Source organism: Agromyces sp. NPDC056523 (assembly GCF_042794545.1).
In the GTDB taxonomy this organism is placed as follows: domain Bacteria; phylum Actinomycetota; class Actinomycetes; order Actinomycetales; family Microbacteriaceae; genus Agromyces.
On sequence record NZ_JBHTTM010000002.1, the window covers coordinates 106988 to 132248 of the forward strand.

General features: G+C 71.9%; 21 protein-coding genes. 17 read left to right on the forward strand and 4 right to left on the reverse strand.

Features of this window, described 5'->3' with window-relative positions; translation table 11 throughout:
* Positions 1-15: 15 nt before the first annotated feature.
* From hisD to ACFQ58_RS07485, 3 genes are read left to right on the forward strand one after another with little or no spacing between them, the layout of a single operon-like run.
* On the forward strand, positions 16-1323 hold the full coding sequence (hisD, locus tag ACFQ58_RS07475; protein WP_376950450.1) for a histidinol dehydrogenase: 1308 nt from the start codon (positions 16-18) through the stop codon (positions 1321-1323).
* 30 nt (positions 1324-1353) lie between these two features.
* Positions 1354-1827 carry a transcriptional regulator NrdR gene (gene nrdR / locus ACFQ58_RS07480; RefSeq protein WP_376950451.1) on the forward strand — a complete coding sequence of 158 codons (474 nt, stop codon included), beginning with the start codon at positions 1354-1356 and terminating at the stop codon, positions 1825-1827.
* A 34-nt stretch (positions 1828-1861) separates the two neighbouring features.
* Complete coding sequence (locus ACFQ58_RS07485; RefSeq protein ID WP_376950452.1) at positions 1862-2917, forward strand: quinone-dependent dihydroorotate dehydrogenase; 1056 nt, start codon at positions 1862-1864, stop codon at positions 2915-2917.
* A gap of 48 nt (positions 2918-2965) precedes the next feature.
* Here the strand turns inward: ACFQ58_RS07485 and ACFQ58_RS07490 are convergent, their stop codons facing one another.
* Positions 2966-4024 carry an App1 family protein gene (locus tag ACFQ58_RS07490; RefSeq protein ID WP_376950453.1) on the reverse strand — a complete coding sequence of 353 codons (1059 nt, stop codon included), beginning with the start codon at positions 4022-4024 and terminating at the stop codon, positions 2966-2968.
* Between the two features lie 104 nt (positions 4025-4128).
* On the opposite strand from ACFQ58_RS07490, the gene ACFQ58_RS07495 reads away from it, so the two are divergent.
* From ACFQ58_RS07495 to ACFQ58_RS07515, 5 genes are all read left to right on the forward strand, one after another.
* On the forward strand, positions 4129-4782 hold the full coding sequence (locus ACFQ58_RS07495) for a TetR family transcriptional regulator (protein ID WP_376950454.1): 654 nt from the start codon (positions 4129-4131) through the stop codon (positions 4780-4782).
* A gap of 110 nt (positions 4783-4892) precedes the next feature.
* A complete protein-coding gene (locus ACFQ58_RS07500; protein ID WP_376950455.1) occupies positions 4893-5705 on the forward strand; it encodes an ABC transporter ATP-binding protein in 813 nt (270 codons plus the stop codon).
* On the forward strand, positions 5702-6394 hold the full coding sequence (locus ACFQ58_RS07505; RefSeq protein ID WP_376950456.1) for an ABC transporter permease: 693 nt from the start codon (positions 5702-5704) through the stop codon (positions 6392-6394). The genes ACFQ58_RS07500 and ACFQ58_RS07505 overlap by 4 nt, the downstream gene beginning before the upstream one ends.
* Positions 6391-7149, forward strand: a complete 759-nt coding sequence (locus ACFQ58_RS07510; RefSeq protein ID WP_376950457.1) for an ABC transporter permease — start codon at positions 6391-6393, stop codon at positions 7147-7149. Before ACFQ58_RS07505 ends, ACFQ58_RS07510 begins: the two co-directional genes overlap by 4 nt.
* Complete coding sequence (locus tag ACFQ58_RS07515; protein ID WP_376950458.1) at positions 7146-8078, forward strand: ABC transporter substrate-binding protein; 933 nt, start codon at positions 7146-7148, stop codon at positions 8076-8078. The genes ACFQ58_RS07510 and ACFQ58_RS07515 overlap by 4 nt, the downstream gene beginning before the upstream one ends.
* Here the strand turns inward: ACFQ58_RS07515 and ACFQ58_RS07520 are convergent.
* The 3 genes from ACFQ58_RS07520 to ACFQ58_RS07530 are packed head-to-tail and all read right to left on the reverse strand — an operon-like array spanning position 8075 to position 10170.
* Entirely contained in the window at positions 8075-8821 is a 747-nt protein-coding gene (locus tag ACFQ58_RS07520; RefSeq protein ID WP_376950459.1) for a DedA family protein, read from the reverse strand. The two genes, ACFQ58_RS07515 and ACFQ58_RS07520, sit on opposite strands and share 4 nt — an antisense overlap.
* 49 nt (positions 8822-8870) lie before the next feature.
* On the reverse strand, positions 8871-9797 hold the full coding sequence (locus ACFQ58_RS07525; protein ID WP_376950460.1) for a M56 family metallopeptidase: 927 nt from the start codon (positions 9795-9797) through the stop codon (positions 8871-8873).
* 1 nt (position 9798) lies between these two features.
* Positions 9799-10170 carry a BlaI/MecI/CopY family transcriptional regulator gene (locus ACFQ58_RS07530; protein ID WP_376950461.1) on the reverse strand — a complete coding sequence of 124 codons (372 nt, stop codon included), beginning with the start codon at positions 10168-10170 and terminating at the stop codon, positions 9799-9801.
* A 109-nt stretch (positions 10171-10279) separates the two neighbouring features.
* On the opposite strand from ACFQ58_RS07530, the gene ACFQ58_RS07535 reads away from it, so the two are divergent.
* The 9 genes from ACFQ58_RS07535 (at position 10280) to ACFQ58_RS07575 (ending at position 25222) form a co-directional block, all read left to right on the forward strand.
* Positions 10280-11692: a cytochrome ubiquinol oxidase subunit I gene (locus ACFQ58_RS07535; RefSeq protein ID WP_376950462.1), complete on the forward strand. Its 1413-nt coding sequence runs from the start codon at positions 10280-10282 to the stop codon at positions 11690-11692.
* 12 nt (positions 11693-11704) lie between these two features.
* Entirely contained in the window at positions 11705-12712 is a 1008-nt protein-coding gene (cydB, locus tag ACFQ58_RS07540) for a cytochrome d ubiquinol oxidase subunit II (RefSeq protein WP_376950463.1), read from the forward strand.
* Between the two features lies 1 nt (position 12713).
* Positions 12714-14366: a thiol reductant ABC exporter subunit CydD gene (gene cydD, locus ACFQ58_RS07545; protein ID WP_376950464.1), complete on the forward strand. Its 1653-nt coding sequence runs from the start codon at positions 12714-12716 to the stop codon at positions 14364-14366.
* Positions 14359-16083, forward strand: a complete 1725-nt coding sequence (gene cydC / locus ACFQ58_RS07550; protein WP_376950465.1) for a thiol reductant ABC exporter subunit CydC — start codon at positions 14359-14361, stop codon at positions 16081-16083. The genes cydD and cydC overlap by 8 nt, the downstream gene beginning before the upstream one ends.
* A gap of 165 nt (positions 16084-16248) precedes the next feature.
* A complete protein-coding gene (locus ACFQ58_RS07555) occupies positions 16249-17787 on the forward strand; it encodes a M20/M25/M40 family metallo-hydrolase (RefSeq protein WP_376950466.1) in 1539 nt (512 codons plus the stop codon).
* 92 nt (positions 17788-17879) lie between these two features.
* On the forward strand, positions 17880-19355 hold the full coding sequence (gene pabB, locus ACFQ58_RS07560; RefSeq protein WP_376950467.1) for an aminodeoxychorismate synthase component I: 1476 nt from the start codon (positions 17880-17882) through the stop codon (positions 19353-19355).
* Positions 19356-19436: 81 nt separating this feature from the next.
* Positions 19437-22013 carry a leucine--tRNA ligase gene (leuS, locus tag ACFQ58_RS07565; RefSeq protein ID WP_376950468.1) on the forward strand — a complete coding sequence of 859 codons (2577 nt, stop codon included), beginning with the start codon at positions 19437-19439 and terminating at the stop codon, positions 22011-22013.
* 91 nt (positions 22014-22104) lie between these two features.
* Positions 22105-22812 carry a helix-hairpin-helix domain-containing protein gene (locus tag ACFQ58_RS07570; RefSeq protein ID WP_376950469.1) on the forward strand — a complete coding sequence of 236 codons (708 nt, stop codon included), beginning with the start codon at positions 22105-22107 and terminating at the stop codon, positions 22810-22812.
* 1 nt (position 22813) lies between these two features.
* Entirely contained in the window at positions 22814-25222 is a 2409-nt protein-coding gene (locus ACFQ58_RS07575; RefSeq protein ID WP_376950470.1) for a ComEC/Rec2 family competence protein, read from the forward strand.
* The last annotated feature ends 39 nt before the right edge of the window (positions 25223-25261 follow it).

Here is a 25261-nt window from a genome sequence, read left to right on the forward strand (position 1 = left end):
TAGGCTGGAGGCATCATGCTGCGCACCATCGATCTCCGCGGTTCACGTCCCTCCGAGAGCGAGCTGCTTGCCCTCGTGCCGCGTGCGGCGACCGATGTGGCGGCCGCGCTCGAGCCTGCGCGCGCACTCATCGACGACGTCCGGGCGCGGGGCGAGGCCGCGCTGCTCGAGCAGGCCGAACGGTTCGACCGGGCCAACCCCGGGGCGGTCCGCGTCGCCGCGAGCGAGCTCGCCGAGGCGCGCGACGCGCTTCGGCCCGACGTGCGCCGCGCGATCGAGTCGACCGTCGCCCGGGTACGCGCCGCGAGTGCCGCGCAGGTCCCCGCGTCCGAGCGCACGGTGCTCGCCACCGGTGCGGTCGTCGAACAGCGCTGGCAGCCGGTCGGACGCGTCGGGCTGTACGTGCCGGGCGGCAAGGCCGTCTACCCGTCGAGCGTCGTCATGAACGTCGTTCCGGCACAGGTTGCCGGCGTGCGGTCGATCGCGCTCGCCTCGCCGCCGCAGGCGGCGTACGGCGGGCGGATCCATCCGACGATCGCGGGCGTGGCGGCGCTGCTCGGCATCGACGAGGTCTACGCGATGGGCGGCGCGGGCGCGATCGGCGCGTTCGCGTACGGCGTGCCCGACATCGGCCTCGAGCCCGTGCAGCGCGTGACGGGTCCCGGCAACGTGTTCGTCGCGGCCGCGAAGCGGCTCGTGCAGGGCGTCACGGGCATCGACGCCGAGGCGGGCCCGACCGACATCGTCGTGATCGCCGACGATGCCGCCGACGCCGACTTCGTGGCATCCGACCTGGTCAGCCAGGCCGAGCACGACGAACTCGCCGCCGCCGTGCTGGTCACCGACTCGATCGACCTCGCCGAGCGCGTGCTCGAGCGCGTGACGATCCGCTCCACCGAGACCCGGCACTCCGCGCGCGTGCGCGCCGCCCTCGAGGGGCCGCAGTCGGCCGTCGTGCTCGTCGACGACCTCGACGTGGCGACCGACTTCGCGAACGCCTTCGGCGCCGAGCACCTCGAGATCCAGGTGCGCGATCCCGAGGCCGCGCTCGCGCGCATCGAGAACGCCGGCGCCATCTTCGTCGGGCCGTACTCGCCGGTGAGCCTCGGCGACTACGCCGCCGGCTCGAACCACGTGCTGCCGACCGGGGGGATGGCACGACACGCCGCGGGACTCTCCGCCGCGACCTTCCTGCGGCCCCAGCAGGTCGTGCGGTACGACGAGGCGGCGCTGCACGAGGTCGCCCCGATCATCGCGACCCTGTCGGCCGAGGAGGACCTCCCGGCGCACGGCGAGGCCGTCATCGCACGCTTCGGCGATTGACGCCTCGGCCGCCGGTACGCTGAGACCACCATGTACTGCCCGTTCTGCCGCCACCCCGATTCGCGCGTCATCGACTCCCGCACGAGCGACGACGGGCTCTCGATCCGTCGCCGCCGGCAGTGCCCCGAGTGCGGTCGCCGCTTCTCGACGACCGAGACCGCGAGCCTCGCCGTGATCAAGCGGTCGGGCGTCATCGAGCCGTTCAGTCGCGAGAAGGTGGTCGCCGGCGTCAAGAAGGCGTGCCAGGGCCGACCGGTGACCGACTCCGACCTCGCGGTGCTCGCGCAGAAGGTCGAGGAGACCATCCGCTCGACGGGCGCGTCGCAGATCGAGGCCAACGACATCGGGCTCGCGATCCTGCCGCCGCTGCGCGAGCTCGACGAGGTGGCCTACCTGCGGTTCGCGAGCGTGTACCAGGCGTTCGAGTCGCTCGACGACTTCGAGATCGCGATCGAGACGCTGCGGGAGGAGCACGGCCGGCTGCCCGCACGTCCGGTCGAGTAGCGCCGCCACGCGCTCCGGTAGCCTGATCGACGGCATGTATCGACTCCTCTTCTCCCTGGTCTTCGCCCGCATGGACCCGGAGCGCGCGCACCACCTCGCGTTCCGCGTCATCCGCACCCTCCCGGCCATCGGTGTCGGCCGGCTGGTCGAACGATGGACGGCCCCGTCGCCCGAGCTCGCGGTCGAGGCACTCGGCCTGCGCTTCCCGTCGCCGTTCGGCCTCGCCGCGGGCTTCGACAAGGACGCCGTCGGCGTCGTCGGCCTCGGCGAGCTCGGCTTCGGCCACGTCGAGGTCGGCACGATCACGGCGCAGTCGCAGCCCGGCAACGACCGGCCGCGACTGTTCCGCCTCATCGCCGATCGTGCCCTCGTCAATCGCATGGGCTTCAACAACGGCGGCGCGGATGCCGCAGCCGGGCGCCTCTCACGGCTCGCTCGCCGCACGAGCCGACCGGTGCTCGGCGTGAACATCGGCAAGAGCCGCGTGACGCCCGTTGAACGCGCCACCGACGACTACGTCCGCAGCGCGAAGGTGCTCGCGCCGCACGCGGACTACCTCGTGGTCAACGTCAGCTCGCCGAACACGCCGGGACTGCGCGGCCTGCAGGAGCTCGACGCGCTCGCGCCGCTGCTCGAGGCCGTGCAACGCGCTGCCGGGCGCACCCCGCTGCTCGTGAAGATCGCGCCCGACCTCGACGACGAGGAGGTGATCCGGATCTGCGAGCTCGTCGTGCGGCTCGGGCTCGACGGCATCATCGCCACCAACACGACGATCTCACGCGACGGACTCGTCACGCCCGCCGCCGACGTCGCGGCGATCGGCGCCGGCGGGCTGTCGGGAGCGCCGCTCGCGGCGCGGTCGCTCGCCGTCCTGCACCTGATCCGCGACCGTGTGCCGGCGTCGCTGTGCGTGGTCTCGGTGGGCGGTGTCGAGACCGCGGAGCACGTGCAGGAGCGCCTCGACGCCGGCGCCACGCTCGTGCAGGGCTACACCGGGTTCATCTACCGCGGGCCCCTCTGGGCGAGGCAGATCAACCGGGGGCTCGAGCGCATCCGGCGCGAGCGTCGCGCCGCGCCATCCGTGGCCTGACGACGCGCTCGCGTCACGGCCCGGCGATGCGTCGGGCATGCCGACGCGTCAGAGCATCCCGACGTCGGAGAGGCGATCGGCGAGCGTCGCGCCGTCGCTCGCCGAGACCCACGGCACGCCGGCGCCGTGCTCCTCGGACTTCGTGCGCCCACCCGCGAGGACCGCCTCGCCGACCGACAGCTCGCGGATCGCGATCGCCGCGACCTGGCCCCGATGCTTGCGCGCGAAGTCGGCGTAGAGCTCCTCGTCGTGCTGCCCGTCGTCACCGACGAGGAGCCAGCGCATGTGCGGGAACTCCTCGGCCAGCCGGTGCAGGTTCTCGGTCTTGTGCGCTCGGCCGCTGCGGAACCAGCGGTCGTGCGTGGGTCCCCAGTCGGTGAGCAGGATGGGCCCGGCGGGGTAGAGGTTGCGTGAAAGGAAGCGCGTGAGCGTCGGGGCGACGTTCCAGGCGCCCGTGGACAGGTAGATGACGGGCGAGCCGGGATGCGCGCGGACGAGCCGCTCGTACAGGACCGCCATGCCCGGCGTGGGGCTGCGGGCGTGCTCGTCGAGCACGAACGTGTTCCAGAAGGCCACGAACGGGCGGGGGAGCGCGGTGACCATCACGGTGTCGTCGATGTCGGAGACGATGCCGAAGTCGACCTCGGGCCCGACGACCCAGACGGGCGCCTCGACCTCATCGGAGCCTTCGACCCGGAGCGTCACGCGGTTCCAACCCGGGTGCAGCTGTGCCGGGACCTTCGTGTCGACCACGCCGCCCCGGTCGGCGAGCACCTCGATGCGCTGGCCTCCGACCTCGATCACGACGGGCACGTCGCCGACCGGCACGCTCGTGAAGCTGCGCCATCCGCGGATGCCCTGCTCGCGACGTCGGCGGCGCCGCTTCGACGTCTCGTCGGCGCGGACGGGCTTGGACAGCAGCACGCGGCAGAACACCCGCACCCACTCGGTGGAGCCGTAGCCGGTGTACGGAACGACGGTCGGCACGTGTCCGCGACGTCGGGCCCAGCGCTCGCGCACGTCGTGGAACCAGTCCTCGACGCGTGCGGCACCATGCCGGACCGGCCGCTGCCGGGAACCGGCCGGGATGGGGGAACTCACCGGCATCCACTCAGTCTGTCATGCACCCCCGCGGCGAGGCGAAACCCCGGCGCCATGGTGAGGACCACTCGAAAGCGCGGGTAGAGTGGGTCGGCAAGTGAGGAGGTCCCGTGCCAAACATCGACCTGATCCTCGGGGCCGATCACGGACGGAAGCGTTCGGTTCGCACCGAGCCGACGCAGCGCCGCAGCAGCCAGCGGCTGGACGCGCTGCTCGACGCCGCCGCCGAGATCGTCGACGAACTCGGCTTCGAGCGCCTGACGACCCAGATGGTCGCCGAGCGCGCCGGCGCGTCGATCGGCACGGTCTACCGCTACTTCCCCGACCGCGTCGCCGTGCTGCACGCGCTCCGCGAACGCGGCGTGCGCCGCTACCGCGAGCGCCTCGCGGAGTCGATGGAACGCGCCGACCTGGCCGAGTGGTGGGATGTCGTCGCCCTCGCGCTCGACGTCTGCACCGACCTCTACCGTGACGAGCCCGGCTTCAGCGTGCTCCACGCCGCACCGCGCGAGCGGTCCGACCGCGACGGCGAGCCCGAGCTCGCGCACCGCGTGGCGCGACTCATGGAGCACGAGTTCGGCATCGACGACGAGGCCGAGGTCCGCTTCCGGCTCGGGGTCTCGCTCGAGATCGGCGGTGCGCTCATCCACCGGGCGTTCGAGCGCGACGCCGCGGGCGACGAGCGCTACCTCGATGAGGCCCGCCGCGTCGTTCGCGAGTACCTCGACGAGCACCTCGCCGAGCGCGCGTCGTCGGCCGCCTGACGCGCGACCTCACGGAACGCAACCCACCGAAAGGCGATTGCCTCCGCGGCCTGCGAGGTGTTTGGCTTGACCGTGTGCGCCGAACGGCGCACGCACCGGGAAGAGGCAGCATGATCGAGTTCCGCGGCGTCACCAAGCAGTTCCCCGATGGCACGGTCGCCGTCCGCGACGTCGACATCGTCATCCCCCCGCACAAGACCACGGTCTTCGTGGGATCCTCCGGCTCGGGCAAGACCACGCTGCTGCGGATGATCAACCGCATGGTCGACCCGACGTCCGGGCAGGTCCTGATCGACGGCGCGGATGTCGCGACCCGCGACCCGGTGAAGCTCCGCCGCGGCATCGGCTACGTCATGCAGAACTCGGGGCTGCTGCCGCACCGCAAGGTCATCGACAACGTCGCCACGGTCCCGCTGCTGCGCGGCACGGGCCGGCGCGAGGCGCACGCCCGAGCACTCGAGCTCCTCGACACCGTCGGTCTCGACCGGTCGCTCGCCGACCGGTACCCGAGCCAGCTGTCGGGCGGCCAGCAGCAGCGCGTCGGAGTTGCGCGCGGGCTGGCGGTCGACCCGAACATCCTCCTGATGGACGAGCCGTTCGGCGCGGTCGACCCCATCGTGCGTGCCGAACTGCAGCAGGAGCTGCTGCGGCTGCAGGGCGAGCTCGGCAAGACCGTCGTGTTCGTCACGCACGACATCGACGAGGCGTTCCTGCTCGGCGACCAGGTGGTGATCATGCAGCAGGGCGGCAAGATCGTGCAGTCTGGGTCGCCCGCCGAGATCCTCGCATCGCCCGCCGACGACTTCGTGGCGGGATTCATCGGTGCCGATCGCGGCCGACGGATGCTGCACATCACCGAGGTCGACGGGCGCCGACTCGTCGTGGACGACGACGGCCGCCCGGCCGGGGTGCTCACGCCGTGACTTGGCTGTGGGACAACCTCGACCGCGTCGGCGAGCTCGCGCTCGTCCATCTGGCATTGTCAGTGCCTGCCGTCATCCTGAGTTTCGTGATCTCCGTGCCGATCGGGTGGGCCGCGTGGCGGTACCGGTGGTCGCGCGGCGTCGTGCTCGGCCTCTGCGGGATCATGTACGCGATCCCGTCACTGCCGTTGTTCATCGCGATGCCTGGCATCATCGGCACCAGTCTGCGTTCGCCCGTGAACGTGATCGTCGCCCTCACGCTCTACGGCATCGCGCTCATGGTGCGCACCGCCGCCGACGCGTTCGGCGAGGTCGACCCCGGCGTTCGCCTCTCGGCGACGGCAGTCGGCTATTCGTCGCAGGGTCGCTTCTGGACGGTCGATCTCCCGTTGGCTGGGCCGACACTGCTCGCTGGGCTCCGCGTCGTGATCGTCAGCACGGTGAGCCTCGTCACGGTCAGCGCGGTTCTGGGCATCCAAAGCCTCGGCAGCCTGTTCACTGACGGATTCCAGCGGAACATCCCGGTCGAGATCGCAACGGGCATCGTCGCGACCGTTGCGCTCGCGCTCCTCCTCGATCTCGCGGCGGTGCTGCTCGGTCGCCTGCTCCTGCCCTGGACCACGGCCGCCGGCCGTTCGCAGCGCGCCGTCCGCCATCTCATCCGCGATCCCGAGGGGGCCGTCACGTGAGCCTGTTCGCCGAGGCGTTCGCCTGGATCCTGGACCCGGCGAACTGGAGCGGACCCGACGGCATCGGCGCCCAGCTCTGGTTTCACCTCGTATTCAGCCTCGCCATCGTGGCCGCGGCCACCATGATCGCCCTGCCCATCGGTGCGTTCATCGGCCACACCGGTCGGGGGCGCGAAGCTGCCGTCTCCATCTCCGGCGGCATGCGCGCCCTGCCCACGCTGGGCCTACTCGTCCTGGTGGCGCTCTGGCTGGGCGTCGGGCTCATCGCGCCGTTCATCGCCCTCGTGGTGCTCGCGATCCCGCCAGTTCTCGCAGGCACGTACGCCGGGATCGGTGCGGTCGACCGCCGCACTGTCGATGCGGCCCGAGGCATGGGCATGACCGAGGCGCAGCTCGTTGGGCGCGTCGAGTTCCCGCTCGCGCTGCCGACCATCATGGGCGGCGTCCGGTCGGCGGTGCTGCAGGTCGTCGCGACCGCAACCCTTGCCGCGTATGTCGGTGGTCCCGGTCTCGGCACCTACCTGTTCCTCGGCATCCAAACGCGCGACTACCCGCTCATGCTCGCCGCGTCGATCCTCGTCATTGCGCTCGCGCTCGTACTCGACGGGGTCTTCGCCGCGCTCCAGCGGCTCGTCGTGCCCGTGGGTGTCCGCGCTGCGCGCGATGGCGACGGTCTTCGCCTCCGACCATCCCGGTCGAGGGCGATCGTGGGCTCCCCGGTTGCGGGGCCCGTCAACGAAGGGAATGCATCATGAGGTCCGTGACTGGAAAAGGCCGGCTCGCCGCGTTTGCGGCGGTCGCGGTCGGGGCGACAGTGGCCCTGGCAGGGTGCGCGTCGGGGGATCCCCTCGACGAGGATTCGGGAAACGGGGGTGACGGCGGCGGCGAGACGATCGTGATCGGCTCGCAGGACTACTACTCGAACGAGATCATCGCGGAGATCTACGCGCAGGCTCTCGAAGCGAACGGTCACACGGTCGAGCGCGAGTTCCGCATCGGGCAGCGCGAGGTCTACATCCCCGAAATCGAGTCGGGTGCGATCGACCTCTTCCCCGAGTACACCGGCAACTTGCTGCAGTCCTACGTCCCCGACACGACGGCCACCACGGCTGATGATGTGTACGCCGAACTCGAGGGCGCACTGCCTGAGGGACTCCGCGTCCTCGATCAGTCCCCGGCGACCGACCAGGACTCGTACAACGTCACGCGTGAATACTCGGAGGCGAACGGTGTCACGAGCCTCGCTGACTTGAAGGACGTGTCCGAGTCGATCACACTCGGCGGCAATGCCGAACTGAAGACACGTCCGTATGGGCCCGATGGGCTCAAGGAGGTCTACGGCGTGGAAGTCGGTTTCAAGCAGATCAATGACTCCGGCGGCCGGTTGACGCTGGACGCGCTCCTCGACAACACGGTGCAGATGGTCAACATCTTCAGCGCGAACCCCGAGATCGCAACGAGCGACCTCGTCACCCTCGACGACCCCGAGGGCCTGTTCCTCGCCTCGAATGTCGTCCCCGTGGCGAGCGAGAACGTCACCGACGAGATCGCCGAGATCATCAACGAGGTCAGTGCCGCGCTGACGCCCGAGGGTCTCGTCGAACTCAACTCGCAGAGCGTGAACGAGCAGCGGTCGGCCGACGACATCGCGGCCGAATGGCTCGAGGCCGAGGGGCTGGCCTAGGCCTCGCGCTCGCGCTCCGAGGGGTCGGTCGTCTCGGCGGCCGGCCCCTCGTGCGTCTCGTGCGGCATCGACCCGGCGGGGTGCGGGTGCCCCGAGTCATCCGGGGCCGCCGTCATGTGCCGGGCCTCGAGCTTGAGCAGGACCTTCTTGCCGGCCCAGACGATGACGAGGAACAGCACGATGGCGCCCACGAACAGGTAGCCGGCTCCGTGGAGGTCCTCGCTGAGTTGCCGATATCCGCCTGCCGCGGCCGATCCGACGCTCACGTACGAGAACGACCAGATGACACAGGCCGGCACCGTCCAGGCGAGGAACCGGCGATACGACATGTCGCTCATCCCGACCGTCAGGGGGACGAGCGAGTGCAGCACCGGCAGGAACCGCGAGATGAACACGGCGGGACCCCCTCGGCGCGCGAGGTAGCGCTGCGCCCGGTGCCAGTTGTGCTCGCCGATGCGCCGTCCGAGCCTCGAATGCTGGATGTGCGGGCCGAACCACCGGCCGAGCGCGAACCCGATGCTCTCGCCGATGAGGGCGCCGACGATCACCGTGAGCGCGAGCCCGAAGTACTCGGCGGGCCCGTCGACCGCGGTGGCGGCGACGATCACGATGGTGTCGCCCGGCACCACGAGCCCGACGAGCACCGACGTCTCGAGCATGATGCCGAGCCCGGCCAGCAGGGTCCGCAGCACCGGGTCGACGCTCGCGACGAGTCCGAGGATCCCGTCGAGCAGCTCGTTCACCCTTCCGAGCCTACGGGCTTCGCAGGCGACCGCGGTGGGGTGCCGGCGGTCAGGTCGCGATCGCGGCGAGGATGCCGAGCGGCACGACGACCAGGCCGATGGTGGCGGCCCAGCAGGCCACCCGTGCCCCTCGGTCGAGCGGACGCCGCGCCCCGCCGAGCCGCGTCAGCCGCTGCTCGAGCATGGCCGCGTCGGGATTCACGCCGCCGGAATCGGCGTAGGGCCCGGGCTCGCCGGTCGCACCGAGGCGCGTGAGCGCTGCAGCGAGCGGTTCGGCGCCGACCTCACGGCGGGCGGCGTCGTCGGCGAGCATCTCGGTGAGCAACGACACGGCCCGTTCCGCGCGGTTGGCGATGGGGAACCACGGCAGCGCCTCGTGCCAGGCACGGAACGCCAGGAGCACGAGGTGGTGGAACTGGTCGAGGTGCGCACGTTCGTGGGCGAGCACGGCGCGCAGCTCATCGGCGTCGAGGAGGTCGACGAGGCCCTCGGTGACCACCGTGACGGTGCGCAGGCCGGGTACGCAGTACGCGAGCGGGATGGGATGGGACAGCACGCGCGCCCCGGATCCGTCGGCGGCAGGATCGGCGAGCAGGTCGACCATGGTGTGCAGGCGCCGGCGGGCACGTTCGGCGCGGATCGCGGTCGTGACGAGGTTGAGCGCGAGGTGCACGGCCAGCCCCACGGCGAGCGTGAGTGCGGCGACCTGGACGACGCCGAATCCCGTCGGGATCGGCCCCGCAGCGAAGGCGGGCAGCAGCTGGCGTGCGGCGTCGAGGAGCGAACCGGCCGGAGCGGCGCCGAATGCGAGCAGCGATCCGATCATCGCCAGGCCGCCGCCGAGGGCGATGCCCTGCCAGAGTGCGAGAGCCGCCGCAGGGGAGCGGCTCGGCCAGGCCGCACGTGAGAGTACGACCGGCACCGGCCACGCGAGGGCGAGCGCGAGCGCGCCGAGTGCGACGGCGGCGGCGATCACGTCAGTGGCGGACGAGCTCGTCGAGCAGCCGGCGCAGCGTGTTCGCCTCGCCCGCTGAGGCCGTGCCGACGAACCGTGCGAGCGCCGCGTCGCGATCGGACGACGAGGACAGCACCTCGTGCATGAGTTCGGCCGTGTGCTCGGCGCGACTGAGCAGCGCGTGGTAGCGGTGCGGTCGGATGTCGCGGGCGCGGGCGACGAAGCCCTTGCGCTCGAGCCGGGAGAGGACGGTGAGCACGGTGGTCGTCGCGGGCCCGTGCGATGCGGCGGACGGTTCGGCGAGGCGGTCGCGGACCTCGTTCGCGGTGAGCGGGGTATCGCTCATCCAGAGCTGCTCCATGACGGAGCGCTCGAGCTCGCCGAGTCCTGCCATACGACGAGGATAACGCGCGGGCCGCAATGTTTCTACATGGCGTAGAAATCTGCTCTACGCTGTGTAGAAGAATCGCGTCGCAGTTCACTCCCACGGAAGGGGCCCTCCAGTGAACGACCTCCTCGATCCGCTCCTGCTCGCGCGGTGGCAGTTCGGCCTCACGACCGTCTACCACTTCCTCTTCGTGCCGATCACGATCGGGCTCGCGAGCACGGCGGCGATCTTCCAGACGGCGTGGGTGCGCACCGGCAAGGTGGAGTACCTCCGCATCACGCGGTTCTTCGGCACGATCTTCCTGATCAACTTCGCGATGGGCGTGGTCACGGGAATCGTGCAGGAGTTCCAGTTCGGCATGAACTGGTCGGAGTACTCGCGATTCGTCGGCGACGTCTTCGGCGCGCCCCTGGCGCTCGAGGGCCTGCTCGCGTTCTTCCTCGAGGCCACCTTCATCGGCCTGTGGATCTTCGGCTGGAACCGCCTGCCGCAGAAGGTGCACCTCGCCACCATCTGGGCGACGGCGATCGGCACCATCCTCTCGGCGTACTTCATCATCGCCGCGAACGCGTTCATGCAGAACCCCGTCGGCTACGAGATGAACGCCGAGCGCGGGCGCGCGGAGCTCGTCGACATCTGGGCGCTGCTCACCAACCCGGTCGCGCTGGCCGCGTTCCCGCACACGATCGCGGCCTCGTTCATGGTGAGCTCGGGCCTCGTCATCAGTGCGGCCGCGTGGCACCTCGCGCGCAACCAGCACCTGGACACGATGCGGCCCGCGCTCAAGTTCGGCCTCTGGGCGATGGTGATCTCCGGCGCGCTCACGACGTTCTTCGGCGACCAGCTCAGCCTCGCGATGGTGGCGACGCAGCCGATGAAGATGGCCGCGGCCGAGGCGACGTACGACACGGTCTGCGGGGCGGATGCCTCGTTCTCGCTGTTCACGCTCGGCACCCCCGACGGCAGCAGCGAGCTGTTCTCCATCCGCGTGCCGTACCTGCTCTCGCTGCTGTCGACGCATTCGTTCGACGGCTGCGTCGAGGGCATCAACGACCTGCAGGCGCTCTACACCGAGCTCTACGGCCCCGGCGACTACGCGCCCATCATCTGGGTGACCTACTGGGCGTTCCGCTGGATGATCGGTCTCGGCATGCTCCACGTGCTCGTCGCGGTCGTCGGACTGTGGCTCACGCGCAAGGGCCGCATGCCGAAGCAGCGCTGGGTGTGGCAGGTCGCCGTCTGGAGCTTCCCGCTCTCGCTCGCCGCGATGATCGTCGGCTGGATCTTCACCGAGATGGGACGGCAGCCCTGGATCGTCTTCAGCCTGCTGCCCACCGAATCCGCGGTGTCGCCGAACGTGACGGGGCTGGAGGTACTCATCTCGCTCGTGGTGTTCACCCTCGTCTACGGGGCGCTCGCGGTCGTCGAGGTCAAGCTGATCCTCCGCGCCATCCGGAAGGGCCCGCCTGAGGTCGCGCCGCCCGACCCGGAGACGGGTGAGGTCGAACACGCGGCAACGGTCTACTAGGAGGAGAACGACATGGATCTCGCAGTGCTCTGGTTCTGGATCGTCGCGTTCCTGTTCGTCGGCTACTTCGTCCTCGACGGGTTCGACTTCGGCGTCGGGATGTCGCTGCCCTTCCTCGCGAAGGACGACACCGACCGGCGCGTGCTCATCAATACGATCGGCCCGGTGTGGGACCTCAACGAGACGTGGGTCATCGTGGCCGGCGCCTCGCTCTTCGCCGCGTTCCCCGAGTGGTACGCCACGCTGTTCTCGGGGTTCTACCTGGCGCTGCTGCTCATCCTCGTCGCGCTCATCGCGCGCGGTGTCTCGTTCGAGTACCGGCACCAGCGGCCCGAGGCCGAGTGGAAGCGACGCTTCGATTGGATGATCATCATCGGATCGGCGGTGCCCGCGCTGCTCTGGGGCGTCGCGTTCGCGAACATCGTGCAGTGCGTGCCGCTGGACGCGGACCACAACTACATCGGCACGCTGTTCGACCTGCTCAACCCGTACGCCCTGCTCGGCGGGCTCACGACCCTGCTGCTGTTCTTCACGCACGGCGTCGTGTTCGCCGCGCTGAAGACCGACGGCGAGATCCGCGAGCGCGCCCGGCGCCTCGCCGCTCGCTCCGGCGTGCTGACGATCGTCGTGGCGGCGACGTTCCTCGTGTGGACCGGGTTCGCGCACGGCACCGCGTGGTTCTGGGGCCTCGCCGCGGTCGCCGCCGTCGCCCTCATCGGCGGATGGCTCGCCAACGGGCGCGGCGCGGAGCGCACGGCGTTCGCACTGATGGCCGTGACGATCGGCGCGGCAGTGTTCGCGCTCTTCGCGGCGCTGTTCCCCGACGTCATGCCGGCTTCGAACGACCCGGCCAACAGCCTCACCATCGCGAACGCGTCGAGCACGCCCTACACCCTGACGGTCATGAGCTGGACGGCGCTGATCTTCCTGCCGCTCATCCTCGCCTACCAGGGGTGGACGTACTGGGTCTTCCGCAAGCGCGTCACGCGGCAGACCATCGACGCCGCCGTCGTGCACTGACGTGCGCCCCCTCGATCCGAGGCTGCTCCGCCGGTCGCGTGCCGCGCGGGGCTTCCTCGCGGCCGGTGCGATGCTCGCGCTGCTCCAGGCGGGCGCGATCGTCGCGTTCGCCTGGTCGCTCGCGACGCTCGTGGTCGGCCTAATCGAGGGCGGCGGCGCGCTCGACGCGGTGCCCGGCGGTGCCGGCGCGATCGTCGCCGTGCTGCTCGTCGCCGCGAGCATTCGCGCGCTGGCCGGTTGGACCTGGGAGTGGATCGGCTCCGCCGGTGCCATGCGGGTCAAGTCCGAGCTGCGCGAGGACGTGCTCGCCACGCTCGAGGATCGCCGTCGTGCCCGGTCGATCACGACGGCGCGCGCCGCGACGCTGCTCGGCTCGGGCCTCGACGCGCTCGACGAGTACTTCGGGCGGTACGTGCCGCAGCTGCTGCTGACGGCCGTCGCCACGCCCGTGCTCGTCGCCGCGGCATGGACGGCGGACTGGCTCTCGGGGCTGATCGTCGTCCTCGTGCTGCCGCTCATCCCGGTGTTCATGGCGCTGATCGGCATGGCCACCGAGGTCGTGCAGCGCACGCAGTGGCAGCGCCTCCAGGCGCTCTCCCGCGGCTTCCTCGAGGTGCTCGGCGGGCTCTCCACGCTCATGGTGTTCGGGCGTGCCGAGCGGCAGGTCGGCCGCATCCGGGCCGTCACCGACCAGTACCGGTCGAGCACGATGAAGGTGCTCCGCGTCACGTTCCTGTCCGGCTTCACGCTGGAGCTCGCGGCGAGCCTCTCGGTGGCGCTCGTCGCCGTCTCGATCGGGCTCCGGCTCGTCGCCGGCGAGATGTCGTTCGCGCCGGGGCTGTTCGTCCTCATCCTCGCGCCCGAGGTGTTCCTGCCGATCCGCAACGTCGGTGCGGCGTTCCACGCGTCGACGGCGGGCCTCGAGGCGTCGCGCGATGCGCTCGACGTGCTCGATGGTGGTGGGGACGACGCTGCGGCGGTCGCGCCATCCGACCGGCCGAAGACCACGAGCGAGCCGGATGTCGCGGGGGTGCGCGCTCGGGACCTTCGCGTGCTCCGCGACGGCACGCCGGTCGTCGAGGGAATGGACCTCGACGTCGCGCCGGGCGAGCTGGTCGCGCTCACGGGCCCGAGCGGGTCGGGAAAGAGCTCGGTCCTCGCCGCGCTGCTCGGGTTCGCCGAAGCCGAAGGCGAACTCCGCATCGACGGTGAGTCGGCCGGCGACGCGACTCGCCGAGCGGTGGCGTGGTCGGGCCAGTCGCCCCAGCTGCTCGAGGGGACGGTGGCCGAGAACGTGCGGCTCGGATGTCCCGACGCAGTGCCTGCAGTCCTCGAACGCGCCCTGGCCGTTGCCGGCGTCGACGTGCCGGCCGAGCTGTCGCTCGGCCCGGGCGGAGCAGGACTTTCCGGAGGCCAGGCGCAGCGCGTCGCCGTCGCCCGCGCCATCCACCGATCCCTCGCGACCGGCGCGGGCGTCGTGCTGCTCGACGAGCCCACGTCCGCGCTCGACGCCGAGCGCGAGGCCGCGCTCGGGCGGGCGCTGCGGGAGTTCGCGCGCGAGGAGCGACGAGCCGTGCTGGTCACCACGCACCGCGGCGGACTCGCGCAGGCCGCCGACCGCATCGTGCCGATCATGGAGGACGCGCATGTCTGATCGCTCACGATCGGTGCTCCGGGACGCCGTGCCGCCGGCCCGGTCGCTGATTCCCTCGGTCGTGCTGGGCGTGCTCGCCGGGCTCTCGAGCGTCGCCTTGCTCGGTGCCAGCGCGTGGCTCATCGCCCGGGCCGCGGAGCAGCCGCCCGTCCTCTACCTCCAGGTCGCGGTCGTCGGCGTGCGTGCGTTCGCCCTGGGTCGCGCCGCCTTCCGGTATCTGGAGCGGCTCGCCGGGCACGATGCCGCCTTCCGCCAGCTCGCGCGCATCCGCTCAGGCGTGTTCGAGCGGATGCTGCCGCTCGCACCCGACGGCCTCGCGGCGTCCCGGCGCGGCGACCTGCTCGCGCGGTTCGTCGGCGACGTCGACGACCTCCAGGATGTCTCGCTGCGGATCGTGCAGCCGATCGCGAGCGCGACCATCGTGCTGGTCGCGGCGATCGCCGGGCTGGCGTGGCTCGCTCCGACATCGGCGCTCGCCGTCGGCACCTGCCTCGTGGTCGGCACCGCGCTCGCCGCACTGGCGCAGGTCGTGCTCGCGGCGCGGGCCGACGCCCGGATCGCGCCCCTGCGCGGCGACGTGCAGGCCGCCATCGTCGAGCACGTCCAGGCCCTCGACGTGCTCGTCGCGTTCGACGCCGCCGAGGCCGGCCGTGCCCGGATCCGCCGGCTCGGCGCGCGACTCGAGCGCGCGACCCGCGCGCGGGCATCCGCGGTCGGACTGGCCGCCGGGGCCATGAGCGCGGTGGGGGCGGTCGCTGCCGCGGCGAGCCTCAGCGCAGCGCAGCCGCTGCTCGAGGGCGGGCGGATCGACGGGCCGACCTTCGCGGTGCTGTGCCTCGTGCCGCTCGCGATCGCAGAGGTGGCCGCCGCCGTGCCGGTCGCGATCGGGTCGCTGCGGGTCGTGCGTGCGAGTGCGCACCGGGTGGCCGACGCCGTGCCCGAGCGGGTGCCGCCCGCGATCCCGGCTCCATTCGACGCCGCGACCGCGACGGCGATCGCCGAGGACGCCGACGATTCCGTGCCGGCGATCCGGCTGCGCGGCGTCCGGGCGAGCTGGCCTGCGGTCGTGCACGCGGGCGCTGCGACATCCGCCCCCGTCGCCCTCGACGGCGTCGACCTGGACGTGGCGCCCGGTGAGCGACTGCTCGTCGAGGGCCCGTCGGGATCGGGCAAGACGACGCTCGCGCACGTGCTCGTCCGATTCCTCGAGTACGACGGCTCGTACCTCGTCGGTGGACGGGAGGCGCACGATCGGCACCCGCGGGAGATCCGCCGCGTCGTCGGCCTCGTGGAGCAGCGCCCGTGGCTCTTCGACGAGGACGTGCGCCAGAACCTGCTGTTCGCCCGCGACACCGCGACCGACGAGGAGCTCTTGGACGTGCTGTCCCGGGTCGGGCTGCGCGAATGGGTGGAGCGGCGCGGCGGGCTCGACGCGCCAGCCGGAGAGCGCGGCGCGCTCGTCTCGGGCGGGCAGGCGCAGCGGATCGCGCTCGCCCGCGCGATGCTCGCCGACTTCCCGGTCCTCGTGCTCGACGAGCCCACGGCGAGCGTCGACCCCGAGCGGTCGGAGGCGCTGCTCCGCGACCTGATGGCGGCGGCCGGTCGGGACCGGTCCGTGATCCTCATCTCCCACACCGGCGCGCCGGAGGACCTCGTCGATCGCCGGCTCCGGCTCGAGGCCGACGCCCCCATGGCGCCGGCACGCCCTGGATCCTGACGGCGGGCACGCGCGCGACGCGCGGAATCGCGCGCACGACGCACCCATCGTGCGCCGTGAGCGCGAAGTCTTCCCGAGGCCCCCTCACGTGCGCTACGGTCACGGTCAACGGCGCGCGCCGTTCGACGTGTGCCGAGCACCTCCCTCCAGTACGAAGGAGCACCTGTGAATCACCGAACCCGAAACACCCTCCGTGCCGGCGCCGTCGCAGCGTCGGCCGCGGTCTGTGCGACGCTCGCGATCGTCGGCCCCGCCAATGCCTCGGTCGTCACCGACACCTCCGATCTGCAGGACGCCGTCACCGTCGACGGCGTGAAGGAGCACCTCGAGGAGTTCCAGGCGATCGCCACCGCCAACGGCGGCAACCGCGCAGCGGGAACGTCGGGGCACGAGGCGTCGCTCGAGTACGTCGAGAGCCAGCTCGAAGGCGCGGGCTACACGACCACTCGCCAGGAGTTCACCTACGAGCGGACGAACTTCACAGGGACGTCGCTCTCGCGCACGTCGCCCGACCCCGACGTGCAGTACACGCTGGGCATCGACTACTTCCCCATGGACTTCACCGGCGGCGGGAACGTCTCGGCGCCCGTGACGGCCGTCGACGTCAACCTCGTGGGCGACCGCGCGTCGACGAGCGGCTGCGAGGCCGATGACTTCACGGGTTTCCCGGCCGGGAACATCGCGCTCATCCAGCGCGGCTCGTGCGACTTCGCGGTGAAGGCCGCGAACGCCCTCGCCGCAGAGGCCAGCGGCGTGATCATCTTCAACCAGGGCAACGTCGTGCCCGGCGACGACCGGCTCGGGTTGTTCGGCGGCACGCTGGGCTCGATCATCGACGAGAACCTCCCGGTGGTCAGCGCGCCGTTCGCGCTCGGCGAGGAGTGGGTGAACACGCCCGGACTGGAGATGAACCTCAGCGTCCAGATCACCGTCGAATCGGTCACCACCGAGAACATCTGGGCCGACACCAGCGGCCGTGCCGACCGCACCGTCGTCGTCGGCGGCCACCTCGACTCGGTGGCTGAGGGTCCCGGCATCAACGACAACGGCTCGGGCACGGCAGCGATCCTCGAGACCGCGATCCAGATGTCCGAGCTCGGCATCGAGCCCGAGAACCGCGTGCGCTTCGCGTTCTGGAGCGGCGAGGAGGACGGCCTCATCGGCTCGAGCTATTACGTGTCGCAGCTGACGAAGAAGGAGCTGAAGGGCACCGCCCTGAACCTGAACTTCGACATGATCGGCTCGGTCAACGCGGTGAACTTCATCTACGACGGCGACGGCGACGCACTCGGCGTGGCGGGCCCGAACGGCTCTGGCACGATCGAGGGCGTCTTCGAGGACTTCTTCGACTCGGAGGGCGAGCCCACCGAGCCGACCGACTTCGACGGCCGCAGCGACTACTTCGGCTTCATCGAGGCGGGCATCCCGGCGGGCGGCCTGTTCACGGGCGCCGAGGGGATCAAGTCGGCCGAGCAGGCGGCCATCTTCGGCGGCACCGCTGGGGTGGCGTACGACCCGTGCTATCACGCGGCGTGCGACACGTTGGCCAACGTCGACGACGAGACGCTCGGCCTCATGTCCGACGCGGTCGCGCACTCGACCCTCGTCTTCGCCGAGACGACCTCCGCGGTCAACGGAACGGGCAAGGGCAATGCGGTCGGCCAGTTCACGCCGGAGTTCAAGGGCCACAAGGCCATCCGCTGACACCGACGCGCATCGATCGGGGTCGTCGCTCACGCGGCGGCCCCGATCCGCGTCCGGGTGGGCCGGGGTGCGAGCGCCCGTATCCTGAGGGGATGCCGCGACGCGTCCGGAGCCTCACGCTGTCCGAGTGGCGCGACCCCGAGTCGGTGTTCCTCGCCCTCGCGGCGGACGCTCGCCGCGTGGCCTGGCTCGACGGGGGACACGACGCCCGCGACGGTCGCAGCGTGATCGCGGTGGCAGCCGACGACGCACCGCTCGTGCTCGCGTCGGACTCCGACGACGCCGACGACGTGTATGCCCGGCTGGGCTCCGAGCTCGGCCCGGTCGAACTCGGCGAGGAACTCGATCCCGCGGGTCGTGCCGCCGTCGGCTGGCACGGCTGGTTCGGATACGAGTTCGGCGCCCGCACGCTCGGTGTGCCGATCGCCGAAGCGGAAGGGCCGGCGGTCGCGTTCTTCCTCGCCGATCGGGTGGTCGTGTTCGAGCACGACGCGCGAGTCGTTCGGCTCGAGTGGATCGAGGACGACGGCGACGCGGCAGCCATCCGCGAATGGGTGCGCGCGACGGAGTCCGCGATCGCCGCGATCGACACGGATACCGCCGCCTCGGCGTCGCCGGAGCAGGAGCGCGGTGCTGCGACATCCGTCGCCGCGACACCGGCGACCACCCGGTGGCGACACGACGCCGCCGCGTACCGCCGCATGATCGCGGAGTGCCGCGCCGCGATCGTGCGCGGCGACGCCTACCAGCTCTGCCTCACCAACCGCGTGGAGGTCGACGCCTCGCCCGACCCGGTCGCGGCGTACCTGCGGCTGCGTCGATCGAGCCCGAGCCACCACGGCGGCTTCGTCCGGATCGACGACGTCGCCCTGCTCAGCGCCTCACCCGAGCAGTTCCTGCTCGTCGAGCGCGACGGCACCGTCGCGACCAAGCCCATGAAGGGGACCCGGCCGCGATCCGACGACCCCGCGACCGACCTCGCGCTCCGCGCCGAGCTCAGCGCGAGCGAGAAGGAACGCGCCGAGAACCTGATGATCGTCGACCTCATGCGCAACGACCTCGGCCGCATCGCCGAGGTGGGCAGCGTCCAGGTGCCGAGCCTGCTCGAAGTGGAGGAGTACCCCCACGTGCACCAGCTCGTCTCGACGGTCACCGCGCGGCTGCGCCATCCGCTCACCGCCCTGGACGCCGTGCGGTCGGCGTTCCCGGCCGGATCGATGACTGGCGCGCCCAAGCTCTCGGCCATGACGATCCTGCACGGGCTCGAGCACGGCCCGCGCGGCGTCTACTCGGGCGCGTTCGGATGCCTCGGAGTGGACGGCACGGCGGACCTGGCCATGGTGATCCGATCCATACTGCTCACCCCGTCCGGGGCGTCGATCGGCACCGGTGGCGGCATCACGGCCCTGTCCGACCCCGACGATGAGGTCGAGGAGACCCGGGTGAAGGCCCGTGCGCTCATCGCCGTGCTGGGTGGCGAGGTGCCCGGCGCGCCCGGCTCCCCGCGTGCGGAGGACCCCGCTGCGCCCGACGCGAACGGCCACCGGCCGCCTCGGCCGATCGAATAGGCTTGTCACCCGGGCGTCGCCTCCGCGCGCCCGCTTCCGGGCATGCGCCCAGGCCCCCCGCGCTTCACGATTGAGAGTCACGTGGCATACGAGCAGGACACCCCGCAGGCCGCCGACACCGGCACGTACGACTTCGCCGCGATCCAGGCGAAGTGGCTTCCGGTGTGGGAGGAGCTCGCGCCGTTCCGCGCGGCCCGGCCCGGCGACACGCGTCCGCGCAAGTACATCCTCGACATGTTCCCGTACCCGTCCGGCGACCTGCACATGGGCCACGCCGAGGCGTTCGGCTTCGGCGATGCGGCCGCGCGCTACTGGCGCCACCAGGGCTTCGACGTGCTGCACCCCATCGGCTGGGACTCGTTCGGCCTGCCCGCCGAGAACGCCGCGATCAAGCGCGGCGCCGACCCGCAGGAGTGGACGTACGCGAACATCGAGCAGCAGAAGCGCTCGTTCAAGCAGTACGCGCCGTCGTTCGACTGGAGCCGCGAGCTCCACACGAGCGATCCCGAGTACTACAAGTGGAACCAGTGGCTGTTCCTGAAGCTCTACGAGAAGGGCATCGCGTACCGCAAGGCAGGCCTCGTCAACTGGTGCCCGGTCGACCAGACGGTGCTCGCCAACGAGCAGGTCATCGACGGCCACTGCGAGCGCTGCGGCGCCGTGGTCACGAAGAAGGCGCTGACGCAGTGGTACTTCCGCGTCACCGACTACGCCGACCGCCTGCTCGACGACCTGAACCAGCTCGAGGGCAAGTGGCCCTCGAAGGTGCTCACCATGCAGCGCAACTGGATCGGCCGCTCGACGGGTGCCGACGTCGACTTCGCGATCGAGGGCCGTGATGAGCCCGTCTCGGTGTTCACGACGCGTCCCGACACGCTGTACGGCGCGACGTTCATGGTCGTGGCCCCCGACTCCGAGCTGGCGGCCGAGCTCGCGGCCGGTGCCTCCGACGACGTGCGGGGGCGCTTCGAGCAGTACCTCGAGTCCGTGCGCTCCGAAAGCGAGATCGAGCGGCTCTCGACCGAGCGGCCCAAGACGGGCGTGTTCCTCGAGCGCTACGCGACGAACCCGCTGAACGGCGAGCGGCTGCCGATCTGGGCGGCCGACTACGTGCTGGCCGACTACGGCCACGGCGCCATCATGGCCGTGCCCGCGCACGACCAGCGCGACCTCGACTTCGCGCGTGCCTTCGAGCTGCCCGTGCGCGTCGTCGTCGACACGAACGCGCCCGTCACCGGCGTGATCCCCGTCATCCCGGTCGACGACGAGGGTGTGCCGCTGCCGCTGGAAGACCTGCCCGAGCTCGACCCCGCGAGCACGGGCGTCGCCCTCGCCGGCGACGGCCGGCTCATGAACTCCGGGCCGCTGAACGGGCTCAGCAAGTCCAACGCCATCCGGCGCGCCATCGAGCTGCTCGAAGAGCGCGGCGTCGGGCGCGCGGCGAAGAACTACCGCCTGCGCGACTGGCTGATCTCCCGGCAGCGCTACTGGGGCACGCCCATCCCGATCATCCACTGCGACGAGTGCGGCGAGGTCGCGGTGCCCGAGGCCGACCTGCCGGTGCGCCTGCCGGATGCCGCGGGGCTCGACCTGAGCCCCAAGGGTGCGAGCCCCCTCGGCGCGGCCGAGACGTGGTCGCGCGTCGCATGCCCGAACTGCGGCGGCGACGCGCGCCGCGACTCCGACACCATGGACACCTTCGTCGACAGCTCGTGGTACTTCCTGCGCTACCTCGACCCGAACGACGACACGCGTGCCTTCGACCCCGCCGAGGCCGAGAAGTGGCTGCCCGTCGACCAGTACGTCGGGGGCGTCGAGCACGCCATCCTGCACCTGCTCTACGCGCGGTTCTTCACCAAGGTGCTGTTCGACCTCGGCTATCTGGGCTTCACCGAGCCGTTCACCTCGCTGCTCAACCAGGGCATGGTCATCATGGACGGCGCGAAGATGTCGAAGTCGAAGGGCAACCTCGTCGAGTTCGCGTCCGAGCTGTCGGCGCACGGCGCCGACGCGCTGCGGGTCACGATGGCGTTCGCCGGCCCGCCTGAAGACGACGTCGACTGGGCGGATGTCTCGCCCGTTGGTGCCGCGAAGTTCCTCGCTCGCGCGTGGCGCATCTCGGGCGAGGTCGCCTCGAGCCCCGACGTCGAGTGGAAGACAGGCGATCCCGCGCTCCGACGCGTGACGCACCGGCTGCTCGCCGACGCGCCCGGGCTCGCCGAGGCGTTCAAGTTCAACGTCATCGTGGCCCGCCTGATGGAGCTCGTGAACGCGACCCGGAAGGCGATCGACTCGGGTCCCGGCGCGGGCGACGCGGCGGTCCGCGAGGCGGCCGAGGTGACGGCCATGATCCTCGACCTGTTCGCGCCGTTCACCGCGGAGGACATGTGGCAGCGGCTCGGTTACGAGCCGACCGTCGCGAACGTCGTGTGGCGCAAGGCCGACCGCGCCCTGCTCGTCGAGGAGTCGGTGACCGCGATCGTGCAGGTCGACGGCAAGGTGCGCGACCGGCTCGAGGTGTCGCCGAAGATCGGCGCCGACGAGCTCGAGGCGCTCGCGCGTGCCTCGGCCGCCGTGGCCCGCTCGGTCGGCGAGCGCGAGATCGTCAACGTGATCGTTCGCGCGCCCAAGATCGTGAACATCGCGACGCGGGGCTGACCGGTCCTCCACAGCGCGTTGCCCCGGCCGGCCGCTCACGCGGTGCCTGGCGCGCGTCGAACGGCGACCGTCGCCGCCGTAGCGTCGGGCCATGCCCGAGCCCGCCGCCGATCCGCTGTCCGCGCTCGACGGCAGCCGGGCGCGCCCGCGCGCCCGCATCGCCGTCGGTGCGGCGGTCGCGCTGTTCGTCGTCGCCGTTGCCGTGTCGGCGATCGCCTCGTTCGTCGGTGGGGGCGGCGGAGCGCAGGGTGAGGTCGTCCCCGCGGCATCCGTCGACGGGACGGGCGACGTCGCCGCAGGCGGCGCGCCGGCTTCGGGCACGACCACGACGGAGGGTGCCGCCGACATCCTCCTCGTGCACGTCCTCGGCGCGGTCGCCGAGCCGGGCATCGTCGAGCTGGCACCGGGGTCGCGCGTGGTCGACGCCGTCGCGGCGGCGGGCGGGCTCACGGCCGAGGCCGATCCCGGAGGGGTGAACCTCGCCCGCGCCCTGGTCGACGGCGAGCAGCTCGTCGTGCCGAAGGTCGGCGAGGTGCCGCCGCCCGCGAGCGCCTCGGGCGGCACGGGCGCGGGCGCCGGCGGCGCGCCGGCCGCGGGCGGCGCCGGCGGCCGTGTGAGCCTCAACAGCGCCGACGTCGCGGCGCTCGACACGCTCCCGCGGATCGGTCCGGCGCTCGCGCAGCGCATCATCGACTGGCGCGAGGCGAACGGGCCGTTCACCGACGTGTCGCAACTGCTCGAGGTCACCGGCATCGGCGACGCGGTGTACTCCGGCCTGGTCGATCTCGTGAGCCTCTGAGATGGTGCGCGTCCACGACCTGCGGCTGCTGGGACCGGCGGTCGCCGCATGGGCGGCAGCCTGGCTTGCGACCGGTGCCGCGGATGTCTCGGCGCCGGCCTGGATCGTGCCGGCGGCGTGCTGGGCGCTCGCTGCGCTTGCGGTCGGGAGCCTGGCAGCGGGCGTGCTCGGCGCTCGGCGTGCTCGGATGCGCGCGGATGCGCCCGCCCGCCGCCTGACGACGCTCGCGGCCTTCGCTGCGCCGCTCCTCGTGGCCGTGGTGTGCGCCGCGCTGTCGGCGACCACGGCGGGCGCCGCGCTGTCCGCCCGCCAATCGAGCCCGCTGCTCGAGGCGGCGGCGACCCGAGAGCCGGTCGACCTCGCCGTGCGCCTCGATTCCTCGCCTCGGCCGGCGCCCGCGTCACCGTGGGGCGGGGAGGGCTCCGTGCGCGTCCGCGCCACGCTGATGACCGTCGACGGCCGTGCGGCGCCGCCGCTGTCGCTCGAGGTCTCGATGCCCGACCGTGATCCGCCGTCCGGGCATCTCGGTTTCGGGTCGCGCCTCGAGCTCGTCGGACGGGTCGCCGAGCTCGCAGGCTCCGAGCGGGCGGCGTTCCGCGTACGGGCGTCCGACGTCTCGGCGATCCACCCCGCTCCGGCATTCATCGCCTGGACGCATCCGCTGCGCTTAGGGCTCGCCGACGGCGCCGAGCGCCTCGGCGGCGACGGCGGCGCGCTGGTCCCGGGACTCGCCATCGGCGACACGTCACGACTCGAGCCCGGACTCGAGGACGCGATGGCGAGCGCGTCGCTGACTCACCTCACCGCCGTCTCCGGAGCGAACTGCGCCCTCGTGACGGCGCTGGCATTCTGGGCCGCGGGCGCGATGCGGCTGCGCCGTTCGGTCCGCGTGATCGTCGCACTGGCGGCCCTCGGAGGCTTCGTGGCGCTCGTCACGCCCGAGTCCAGCGTGGTCCGCGCCGCCGCGATGGCGGTGGTCGTGCTGGTCGCGTGCGCCACGGGTCGGACTGGTGGTGGCGCACCCGCCTTGGGGCTCGCGACCATCGCGCTGCTCGTCGTCGACCCCTGGTACGCGCGAGACTACGGGTTCGCGCTCTCGGTCTGCGCCACCGCGGGACTCGTGCTCGGGTCCGGACCACTCGCGAAGCTGCTGGGGCGGTGGATGCCGCGCCCGCTCGCCCTGGTCCTCGCCGTCCCGCTCGCGGCGCAGCTCGCGTGCCAGCCGGTGCTCGTCCTGCTGGACCCCGTCGTGCCCGTCTACGGCGTGCCCGCCAACCTCCTCGCGGCCCCTGCGGCACCGATCGCGACGATGGCCGGACTCGCCGGCTGCCTCCTGCTGCCAGTGCTGCCCTCGGCCGGGTTCGCCGCACTCCAGCTGGCCTGGCTGCCTGCGGCATGGATCGCGCTCCTCGCGGGCGGCGTCGAGTCCATGCCGTTCCGGGCGGTGCCGTGGCTGCCCGATGCCGTCGGGGCCGTCCTGTGCGCGGCGTCCATCGCCGCGGGCGTGCTCCTCGCCGCGCGATCCGAGCCGGGCCGGTGGTCGCGGTCGTTGCGTGCGGCCGCCGCGGTCGTGCTCTGCGTCTCCCTCGCCGTGCCGATCGGAGTCGCCGCGGGCCGACCGGTCCTGGCTCAGGCCACGCTGCCCGACGGGTGGAGCATCCTGCAGTGCGACGTGGGCCAGGGCGATGCCGTGCTGGTGCGCGACGGCGGAGCCACCCTGCTCGTCGACACCGGACCCGACCCCGCACGCCTCGCGTCATGCCTCTCGCTCGCGGCGGTGGACCGCCTCGACCTGGCGATCATCACGCACTGGGATGCCGACCACGCCGGCGGAGTCGCCGCGATCGCGGGCCGCGTCGACGTCGTCCTCCACGGCCCGCTTGACGGCGGGCGATCGGACCGGGCACTCGAGCCGCTCGAGCGCGGCGGCGCCGAACTCGTGCAGGTCGGCGACGGCGCGACCGGCGGGCTCGGCGACGCGCGGTGGCGCATCCTCTGGCCGCCGGCCCGAGCCGAACCCGGGAACGACGCGAGCGTCGTGCTCGATCTCGTCGCGCCCGACTACCGCGCCGTGTTCCTCGGCGACCTCGGTGCCGACGCGCAGGCGGCGATGCGGCACGCCCATGAGCTCGGACGTGCCGACATGGTGAAGGTCGCCCACCACGGCAGCGCCGACCAGGATCCGGAGCTCTACCGCGAGCTCGCGGCGCCGGTCGGGCTGATCGGTGTCGGGGAGGCCAACGGCTACGGCCACCCGACGCCGAGCCTGCTCGGGATCCTCGCCGAGACCGGCACCGTGGTGGTCCGCAGCGACCGCTCGGGAGCGGGCGCGCTCGTCGTCGACTCCGGCCGCTTCGCGCTCTGGTCGGAGCGGGGGGATCCCGCGCTCGGTGTCACCGGGGCTCCGTAGACTGGTGCGGGCCCTGCACCACGGCGCAGGCGAAGGGAG

Bases quoted from the DNA above. Each gene is read 5' to 3' on its own strand.
- ACFQ58_RS07570 (WP_376950469.1), top strand. From the start codon at position 22,105: ATGCCCGAGCCCGCCGCCGATCCGCTGTCCGCGCTCGACGGCAGCCGG.
- hisD (WP_376950450.1), top strand. From the start codon at position 16: ATGCTGCGCACCATCGATCTCCGCGGTTCACGTCCCTCCGAGAGCGAG.
- ACFQ58_RS07500 (WP_376950455.1), top strand. From the start codon at position 4,893: ATGATCGAGTTCCGCGGCGTCACCAAGCAGTTCCCCGATGGCACGGTC.
- ACFQ58_RS07530 (WP_376950461.1), bottom strand. From the start codon at position 10,170: ATGGCAGGACTCGGCGAGCTCGAGCGCTCCGTCATGGAGCAGCTCTGG.
- ACFQ58_RS07515 (WP_376950458.1), top strand. From the start codon at position 7,146: ATGAGGTCCGTGACTGGAAAAGGCCGGCTCGCCGCGTTTGCGGCGGTC.
- cydB (WP_376950463.1), top strand. From the start codon at position 11,705: ATGGATCTCGCAGTGCTCTGGTTCTGGATCGTCGCGTTCCTGTTCGTC.
- ACFQ58_RS07490 (WP_376950453.1), bottom strand. From the start codon at position 4,024: ATGCCGGTGAGTTCCCCCATCCCGGCCGGTTCCCGGCAGCGGCCGGTC.
- ACFQ58_RS07485 (WP_376950452.1), top strand. From the start codon at position 1,862: ATGTATCGACTCCTCTTCTCCCTGGTCTTCGCCCGCATGGACCCGGAG.
- nrdR (WP_376950451.1), top strand. From the start codon at position 1,354: ATGTACTGCCCGTTCTGCCGCCACCCCGATTCGCGCGTCATCGACTCC.
- cydC (WP_376950465.1), top strand. From the start codon at position 14,359: ATGTCTGATCGCTCACGATCGGTGCTCCGGGACGCCGTGCCGCCGGCC.
- pabB (WP_376950467.1), top strand. From the start codon at position 17,880: ATGCCGCGACGCGTCCGGAGCCTCACGCTGTCCGAGTGGCGCGACCCC.
- ACFQ58_RS07575 (WP_376950470.1), top strand. From the start codon at position 22,814: ATGGTGCGCGTCCACGACCTGCGGCTGCTGGGACCGGCGGTCGCCGCA.